4 protein-coding genes and 1 pseudogene are annotated in these 9233 nt (G+C 74.9%); all 5 read left to right on the top strand.

All coding sequences use genetic code 11. The annotated features are described in order from the left end of the window. Window positions 1–137: 137 nt before the first annotated feature. The gene (locus FM076_RS04230) at window positions 138–3740 is read left to right on the top strand and encodes a hydantoinase B/oxoprolinase family protein (RefSeq protein ID WP_173868592.1); all 3603 of its coding nucleotides are present in this window, start codon (window positions 138–140) and stop codon (window positions 3738–3740) included. A 99-nt stretch (window positions 3741–3839) separates the two neighbouring features. Continuing rightward, window positions 3840–4529, top strand: a complete 690-nt coding sequence (locus FM076_RS04225; RefSeq protein WP_173868591.1) for a GntR family transcriptional regulator — start codon at window positions 3840–3842, stop codon at window positions 4527–4529. Between the two features lie 101 nt (window positions 4530–4630). Continuing rightward, window positions 4631–6169, top strand: coding sequence for a hypothetical protein (locus tag FM076_RS04220; RefSeq protein WP_173868590.1), 1539 nt, complete (start codon window positions 4631–4633; stop codon window positions 6167–6169). Between the two features lie 138 nt (window positions 6170–6307). After that, entirely contained in the window at window positions 6308–7192 is an 885-nt protein-coding gene (locus FM076_RS04215; RefSeq protein WP_173868589.1) for a hypothetical protein, read from the top strand. Between the two features lie 96 nt (window positions 7193–7288). Further along, window positions 7289–9233: pseudogene (locus FM076_RS04210) on the top strand (hypothetical protein); the annotation flags it as partial.

Genomic DNA, 9233 nt, shown 5'->3' with positions numbered 1-9233 from the left:
GCCTGACCCGCCCCACCGCCCCCTCTCCGCCGCGACGGCGGGATCCCCGCCGTGCCGCTGCGCCGCCGCGCCGTCCTGCCGTCCCGGGCCGGACCGCTGTGCCTTGCGGCGCGGGACGGCCGGGGCACCATGGAGGAGTGGCTGGTCGGTGGGAGTTCTGGGTCGATCGGGGCGGGACCTTCACGGACGTGATCGGCAGGCGGCCCGACGGGACGCCCGCCGCCGTGAAGGTGCCCTCGCACGATCCGGGGCGCCCCGGCCAGGACGCGGCCGTCGCCGGCATCAGGAGGCTGCTGGACGTGCCGCCCGGCGCCCCCGTCCCCGCGGAGCGGATCGCCGCGGTGAAGATGGGCACCACCGTGGCCACCAACGCGCTTCTGGAGCGCAGGGGCGAGCCGACGGTGCTGGTCACCACCCGCGGGTTCCGCGACGCCCTCGCGATCGCGTTCCAGGACCGCCCCCGCCTCTTCGACCGCCGCATCCGGCTGCCCGAGGCGCTCTACGACCATGTCGTGGAGGTGCCCGAGCGGATGGGCGCGGACGGCAGCACCGTCGTCCCGCTCGACCGGGAGGCCACCGGGGCGGCCCTCGACCAAGCGCGCCGCGCGGGCTTCCGCAGCGCCGCCGTCGTGCTGCTGCACTCCTACCGGTACCCGGCGCACGAGCGCGAGGTCGCCCGGCTCGCCCGTGACCGCGGGTTCACCCAGGTGAGCTGCTCGCACGAGGTCAGCCCGCTGATCAAACTGGTCCCCCGGGGCGACACCACCGTGCTGGACGCCTACCTCTCGCCGGTACTGCGCCGCTATGTCGAGGAGGTCGCCCGGGAACTGCGCGGCGTGCGGCTGATGTTCATGCAGTCCAACGGCGGGCTGCGCGAGGCCGGCCACTTCCGGGGGAAGGACGCCGTGCTCTCCGGCCCCGCCGGGGGTGTCGTGGGAATGGCCCGCAGCTGTGCCGAGGTGGGGCACGAGAGGGTCATCGGGTTCGACATGGGAGGCACCTCCACGGACGTCTCGCACTACGCGGGGGCACTGGAGCGGGTGTTCGGCACGCGGGTCGCGGGGGTGCGGACGCGGGCGCCCATGATGGACATCCACACGGTCGCGGCGGGCGGCGGCTCGGTGCTGCACTCCGACGGCATCCGCTTCCGGGTCGGTCCCGACTCGGCGGGCGCCGTGCCGGGGCCCGCCTGCTACCGGCGGGGCGGTCCGCTGACGGTGACCGACGCGAACGTGATGCTGGGCCGTATCCAGCCCGCCCACTTCCCCGCCGTCTTCGGTCCGGAGGGCGACCAGATGCTCGACGTGGACGTCGTGCGGGAGGGTTTCGCCCGGATCGCGGAGGAGACCGGCGGCGGACGCACCCCCGAGGAGACCGCGGCCGGGTTCCTGGAGATCGCCGTGCACAACATGGCGAACGCCGTCAAGAAGATCTCCGTCCAGCGGGGCCACGACATCACCCGCTACGCGCTCGCGGGCTTCGGCGGGGCGGGCGGGCAGCACGTGTGCGCGGTCGCCGACGAGCTGGGAATCCGCACCGTCGTCGTACCGCCGCTGGCCGGTGTGCTGTCGGCGTACGGGATCGGGGTGGCCGACGCGACCGCGCTGCGCGAGCAGTCCGTCGAGGAGGAGCTGTCCGAGGAGGCGCTGGAGGGGGTGCGCGAGCTGTGCGCGCGGCTGGAGCGGCGGACCCGGCAGGAGCTGCGTGCCGACGGCCTCCCCGACGAGGCGATCAGCACGGCCGCCCGGCTCCAGCTCCGGTACGCCGGTACGGACGCCTCGCTGACCGTGCCGCTGGACGGGGCGGCACGCATGGCGGACGCCTTCACGGCCGAGCACCGCAGGCGCTACGGCTTCACCATGGACAAGCCGCTCGTGGTCGCCACCGCCCTCGCGGAGGCCACCGGCCGCGCGGGACCGGTGAGCGCCCGCGCCGAGCTGCCGGAGGGGGGCGGGAAATGTCCGGAACCGGTCGCTGTGGCGCGGGTGTTCTCCGGCGGGCGCCCGCACGACACACCGCTGTACGCGAGGGAGGCACTGCGGCCGGGTGCGCGCCTGACGGGCCCCGCGATCGTGGTGGAGCCCGACGCCACCACCGTCGTGGACGACGGATGGGAGGCCGAGACGCATCCGCGCGGGCATCTGCTGCTGACCCGCGTGCGGCGCGGTGAGCCGGCGCCCGCGGTGGGCACCGAGGCCGACCCGGTGAAACTGGAGGTCTTCAACAACCTCTTCATGGCGATCGCCGAGCAGATGGGCGTACGGCTGGAGAACACCGCGCACTCCGTCAACATCAAGGAGCGGCTGGACTTCTCGTGCGCGCTGTTCGACCCGGAGGGCAACCTCGTCGCCAACGCGCCGCACATCCCCGTGCACCTGGGCTCCATGGGGGAGTCCATCAAGGAGGTGCTGCGGCGCACCGAGGGCACGCTGCGGCCCGGTGACGTGTACGCCGTCAACGACCCGTACCACGGCGGCACCCACCTGCCGGACATCACCGTGGTGACGCCCGTCTTCGACGAGGACGGCAAGCGGCTGCGCTTCCTGGTCGCCTCGCGCGGCCACCACGCCGAGATCGGCGGCCTGACCCCCGGTTCGATGCCGGCGTTCAGCCGTACCGTCGAGGAGGAGGGCGTCCTGTTCGACACCTGGCTCCTGGTGCGCGACGGGCGGCTGCGCGAGGAGGAGACCCGCGCGCTGCTGACACGGGCCCGCCATCCCTCCCGCGACCCGGACACCAACCTGGCCGACCTGCGGGCCCAGATCGCCGCGAACGAGAAGGGGATCGCGGAACTGGAGCGGATGACGGAGCAGTTCGGCCTGCCGGTCGTCCAGGCGTACATGCGGCACGTGCGGGACAACGCCGAGGAGTCCGTCCGCCGTATCGTCGCCGGGCTGCGGGACGGCACCTGCGCGTACGAGACCGACAGCGGCGCCGTCATCCGGCTCGCCGTCACGGTGGACCGGAGACGCCGCACCGCGCTGCTGGACTTCACGGGCACCTCGGCGCAGCGCGACGACAACCTCAACGCGCCCAGCTCCGTGGTGCTGGCCGCCGTGCTGTACGTCTTCCGCACGCTCGTCACCGACGACATCCCGCTCAACAGCGGCTGCCTCACCCCGCTGGACGTGCGCATCCCGGAGGGCTCGATGCTGGCGCCCCGCTTCCCCGCGGCCACCGTCGGCGGCAACGTCGAGACCTCGCAGGCGGTCACGAGCACGCTCTACGCCGCTCTGGGCGTACAGGCCGAGGGCTCGGGGACGATGAACAACGTCTCGTTCGGCAACGACCGCGTCCAGTACTACGAGACCGTCGCCTCGGGCTCCGGAGCCGGGGACGGCTTCGACGGGGCCGACGCGGTGCAGACCCACATGACCAACTCGCGGCTCACCGACCCGGAGGTGCTGGAGTTCCGCTGCCCCGTCCGCCTCGAGGACTTCCACATCCGGCGCGGCAGCGGAGGCGCGGGCCGCTGGAAGGGCGGTGACGGGGTGGTGCGGCGGCTGCGGTTCCTGGAGCCGGTCACCGCCGCCGTGCTCGCCGGCCACCGGCGCGTCGCCCCCTACGGCATGGCGGGCGGGTCCCCCGGGGCGCTGGGGGCCGATCTGGTCGAGCGCGCGGACGGCAGGACCCAGCGGCTGGCGGGGGTGGACGTGGTGGAACTCGCCGCCGGGGACGCGCTGGTCCTGCACACCCCGGGAGGCGGCGGCTACGGCCACCCGGCCGGTGGCGGCGGCTGAGCGGGGAGGGGCGAGGGCGGGCGGGGCGGCAGGCGGCAGGCGTGCGGCTCCGTGACCCCGGCTTTGTCCCGTTCGCGGAACTGCGGTTGACTTCCCCCCATGAGCGAGAACGTGCTGGCCGAACTGACGGACGACCGCAAACTGTTGGGGCGCACCAGCACGGCGGAGCGGGTCGCGGGCATCCTGCGCACCCGCATCATCGAGGGAGCGTTCCGCCCCGGCATGCGGCTGGCCGAGGAGGAGATCGGCGGCGCGCTGGGCGTCTCCCGCAACACCCTGCGCGAGGCGTTCCGGCTGCTGAGCCACGAACGGCTCCTCGCGCACGAGCTGAACCGCGGCATGTTCGTGCGGAAGCTCACCGTCGAGGACCTGGAGGACCTCTACCGCGTCCGGCGCCTCGTCGAGTGCGCCGCCCTGCGGCAGCTGTCCGCGCCGCCCTACGCGCTCGGGACGGTGGAGGCCGCCGTCGCCGCGGGGCGCGAGGCGGCGGAGGCGCACCGCTGGCGCGACCTGGGCACCGCCAACATGCGCTTCCACCAGGGGATCGTCGAGCTGGCCGGAAGCCCCCGCACCGACGAGATGATGCGCGGGGTGCTGGCGGAACTGCGCCTGGTCTTCCACGTGATGGAATACCCGCGCCGCTTCCACGAGCCGTACCTGCCGCGCAACCAGGAGATCCTGCGCACGCTCCAGGACGGCGACGCCCCCGCCGCCGAGCGCCTGCTCGCCGTCTACCTGGACGACTCCCGCCGCCAGCTCGCCGAGGCGTACGCCCGCAAGCTAGGCTGACGGGTCGGCCCTCCGTCCGGCGCGTCCGCGACAATCCGGCCCGGAGAGTGCCAACCGTGCCGTTTCGGATCTTGTCGGTGCGACGGCTTAATGTGTCCGTCGTGACTGAGAGCGCCACCACGACGAGCACCCCGGTGGGGACGGGTGCGTCCAGGCCGTCCCCGGCTCCGGGCCCTGCGGCCGACGAGGGCCTGGCCCGCCGCCTGCGCGCGCTCGCCTGCACGGCGCCGCTGCACGATCTCGACGCGCGCAAGGCCAACCTCGCCGGCGAGTACAGCACCTACGCGATGGCCGAGCTGGCCCTTGCCGCCATCGACCTGGTCACTCTCCAGATGGACTTCGACACCGGCGCCGACCACGAGCAGGTCGTCGCCAAGCTGCTGCCCCGCGTCGCCGCCCAGGCCCCGGCCCGCCCCACCGCCGAGCACGAGCGGGTCGCGCGCTGGGTGCTGGAGAACATGATCAACGTCGGCAGTGTCGACCGCGGCTTCCGCGCGGTCTACGGCACCTTCGGCCCCGACGGCACCTACGTGCGCAGGGACTACGACTTCAAGCTCATCGAGGAGGTGCCGGGCCCCGGCGGCAGCGTCTACCTGCGCACCACCGACGAGGCCGTCAACGTCCTGGTGGGCGCGCTGGACACGGACGTCACCAGCGCCCAGATCGCGGCCGAGGTCAAGCTGGAGGTCCTCATCAGCCGCGGCCGGCTGGCCGACGCGCAGCTCGCCGCCGAACAGGCCCGCTACCGCACCGTCCAGTACGCCGAGGCGCTGCGCCGCACCCTGGAGGCCACCCGCCGCGACGTGCGCGCCGTCGACTGGCTCAACGCCGTGCCCGACATGATCGCCGAGGCCCTCGACCACGTCGCCGACCGGTACCGCCACGAGAACGCGATCCTCACCAACATCCGCAAGGTCCGCGACGAGGCCGCCTCCGAGCGGGGCCCCGACCACAAACGCCGCGCGGCCGAGCTGGTGGACATCGTCAAGGACTGCATCCGCCGCCACACCCAGCTCCAGTCCCGGCTCCTGGAGGCCGGGCCGCTCTTCCGCGCCGAGCAGGACCGCCAGGCGTTCGCGCCGCCCGCCGCCCGCGCGGGGCTCGACCTGTACGGGCAGCTGCTCGCCCCCGTCCTGCCGCTGCCCCTGGAGCGGGCCACCCGCGTGACCGACGCCTTCTTCGCCCGCGGTGCCGGACTGCGCACGCCCGGCGCCGTCCGCCTCGGCGATCTGACGGACATGCTGCTCACCCCGCCCGCCCCCCGCGAGCACCTCGGCGCTCAGATGCCCGAGCCCGACCTGGTGGCCACCCCTGACGACAGCCGCTTCAGCGAGGAGCAGCTGGAGGCGGCGACGGAGCTGCTGGAGCTGCCGCCGGACGCCCCGCGCCGCCTGTCGGGCCTGCTCGCGGACGCCCGGCGCCGCGATCCCGATCTGCCCTACCTCGTCGCCCTGCTGGCCGTCCACGCCGCCAGCCCGCCGGTCGGCACGGCCTACCGCCAGGGGGAGCAGCGGCTGCTGTTCGCCGTGGACGACGGCACACAGCTGGAGGACGAGGAGTTCGGCGGTGCGGACCTCATCGTGGGCACCGCGCTGCTGGACGCCGCCGGGATGGCGGCGGACCGGACGGAGGCGACATGACGGGGCCGGTGCCCGGGGCTTCCCGCCGCCGGGCGCGCGCCCGCGCCTGGTGCCCGCCCTCCCGCGGCCCCGGCCCCGGTGGCGCCCGTGGCCCCTCCCGGGCGCCGGGTGCCCACGACCACGCGAACCGGAGCGACGATGACTGACCACACCACCCAGCCCGGCCCGGACGAGGAGGACGGCAGCACCGGCGCACCGCACCAGGTGACCCCCGCCGACGCGGCGGACGCGGCCCGTCTCGTCTCCTTCGGGCTGCATCCGAAGCTGGTCCCCGCCAGGGACGCCGACTACGCGGAACTCCTCCGCCGCTACCGAGACGAACCGCCGTTCGCCAGGCTGGCCGACGCGGTGGCGACGGGCCTCGGCCTGGTCGTGCTGGAGGTCTCCACGCGTGCCGGGATGGCCCTCGCGGCGGCCGAGGACTCCGTCTTCGCCGTCCGCATGGGCGACTACGCCCGCCGGGCCGCCACCGACTCGGCCGACCGCTTCCTGCACGGCCTCGCCCATCTGGCCTGCGCCGCCATGGCGTTCCCCCGCCCCGAGGACCTGGCCGACGACGGCTACATCGGCAGGATCACCGTCAACGGCGTCGACTCCTTCGTCCGGCAGGCGTGCCGGAAGCTGGAGGAGCGGGCCGAGGCGGAGGGCGAGAACACCGACCCGGTCACCGACGCGCCGGGCCTGGAGGCCGCGTGGCGCGTCTACGCGCGGCGCAGCTCCACGGGTGCCACCAAGGACGCGCGCAGGCTGGCCGGTTCGACCACGGGCATCATCGCCAAGGCCGTGGCCTTCCTCGCCGACTCCGGCTTCCTCCAGCGCACCGGGGACGACGCGGGCGGCACCTACCGCACCACCGCGCGCTACCAGCTCCAGGTCCGCGACATGGCGGGCAGCGCGGCCATGGCCGAACTGCTGGAGCTGGGCGTCGTCCCGGTCTCCGACGGCACGGCCAGCCTGCTGCCGCCACGGGGGGAGGACGGCCTGGAGCTGGCGCCCGACGCCGGACTGCCCTTCCACTCCTGAGCCCCTGGCCGGCCCGGCACCGCCCGGCCCGGCCCGACCGGACCGCCCGACCGCCCCGCACCACCCACGAACCCCAGACACGAGAGCCCCGCCGCCATGTACGAGCTGTCCCGGATCCGCCTCTACTCCATCGGGCCCGCCGGTGCGCGCTACGCCGACACCGTGCTGGACCTGCGCGGAGTGGGGGAGCCGGTACCCAGCCCGGCCCCGGCGCAGGCCGACTTCTTCGAGGAGGAGCCGCAGGGGCCGCCGCGCCGGCCCGCCCCCGCCGGCGTGCTCTTCCTGGAGAACGGCGGCGGCAAGTCCGTGCTGCTCAAACTGATCTTCTCGGTGATGCTGCCCGGCCACCGCAACACCCTCGGCGGCGCCAGCTCGGGTGTGCTCCGCAAGTTCCTGCTCGCCGACGACTGCGGTCACGTCGCCCTGGAGTGGCAGCACACCCGTACCGGCGAGACGATCGTGGTCGGCAAGGTCAGCGAGTGGCGCGGCCGGCAGGTCTCCGGCGACCCGCGCAAGTTCGCCGAGGCGTGGTACTCGTTCCGGCCGGGACCGGGGATGTCGCTGGACTCGCTGCCCGTCGCCGAGTCGGCGGCGCTGCGCCCCCGCGCGGAGGGCACCTCCTCGGCCCGGGGCAGGCGGCGCACCATGAAGGGCTTCCGGGACGTCCTGATGGAGACGGGCAAGGCGTACCCGAACCTGGACGTGGTGTGGGAAGAGGTCCACGAGCGCTGGAACGAGCATCTGACCACGCTCGGACTGGACCCGGAACTCTTCCGCTACCAGCGGGAGATGAACGCCGACGAGGGCGAGGCCGCCGGCCTCTTCGCCGTCAAGAACGACTCGGACTTCACCGACCTGCTGCTGCGCGCCGTCACCGACACCCGCGACACCGACGGTCTGGCCGACCTGGTGCACGGCTTCGCGCACAAGCTCGGCCGCCGCGCCGAGCTGACCGCCGAACGCGACTTCACCGCCGGGTCCCTGGACCATCTGCACCGCATCACCGAGGCGGCCCAGGCCCGGGCCAGGGCGCGGGAGATCCACGCGGGCGCCGAGCGCCGCACCCGGCTGCTGGCCCGCCGGCTGACCGCGCGCGGCACCCAGGAGCGGGGCCGCGCCGCCGAGCTGTCCGAGCAGCTCGCGCAGGCGCGGGAGACCGTCACCCGGGCCGAGGACGCCCGCTCCCGTGCCTTGCTCATCGCGGCCGAACTCGCCTACCGGCACGCCTCCCTCGCGCTGACCGCCGCCGAGAAGGCCGCCGCCGCCCACAAGCGGGAGCTGAGCGAGGCCCGCACCCTGCACTCGGCGTGGCAGGCGGCCGAGACCGTGCTCGCGCACCGTACGGCAGCGGACCGGGCGGCCCGGGTCGCGGCGGCCATCCGGGAGGCCGAGCGGGACGCCGCCCCCGCGCTCGCCGCCCGCGCCCAGGCCGCGACCGCACTGGTCAGGGCCCTCAACGCCGCCGCCGAGCACAGCGAACGCATCGCCACCGACGAGGAGGAGCGGTCCGCCGTCCTCCAGCGGGAGAGCGAGAGCGCCCACCGCGACGCCACGGACGCCGCCACCGAGGCGCAGCGGGCCCGCAGCGAGACCGACCACCTGCGCCAGCGGCTCACCGAGGTCGAGCAGGAGATGGCCGAGGCCGTACGGGCCGGCTGGCTGGACGACAGCGACCCGGACGCCGACCCGGCGCGGGCCGCCCTGGCCGCCGGCGACGCGGAGAAGAGTGCCGTGGCCGCGTTCGAGTCCGCCCGCGACGCGGCGGCGCGCAGCGCCGAACGCGCCCGCGAGCTGGCGAGCCGGCACGCCGGAGCCGAACTCGCCGCGGCCCGTGCCGAGGACGCCGCCGAGGCCGCCGAGTCCGCCTACACCGCCGAACGCGCCACCGCCGAGGCCCTCGGTGCCGAGGAGCGCCTGGCCGAACTGCTGGGGCTGCCCACGGCCGGCGGTCCGGCGCTGGCCGCCCGGCGCACCACCGTTCCCGGGCAGCGCGGCGTCGAGGACTCGCCGGACGCGCGGGCGTCCGGCCCCGGCCGGACGG

It is taken from the genome of Streptomyces albus subsp. chlorinus (assembly GCF_013302895.1).
Lineage (GTDB): Bacteria > Actinomycetota > Actinomycetes > Streptomycetales > Streptomycetaceae > Streptomyces > Streptomyces chlorinus.
The sequence above is the reverse complement of the archived record's forward strand: the minus strand, read 5'-3'. Positions and strand labels throughout refer to the sequence as shown.

Excerpts from the sequence above, each read along its gene's own strand:
- FM076_RS04215 (WP_173868589.1), top strand. The coding sequence starts at position 6,308 with ATGACTGACCACACCACCCAGCCCGGCCCGGACGAGGAGGACGGCAGC.
- FM076_RS04225 (WP_173868591.1), top strand. The coding sequence starts at position 3,840 with ATGAGCGAGAACGTGCTGGCCGAACTGACGGACGACCGCAAACTGTTG.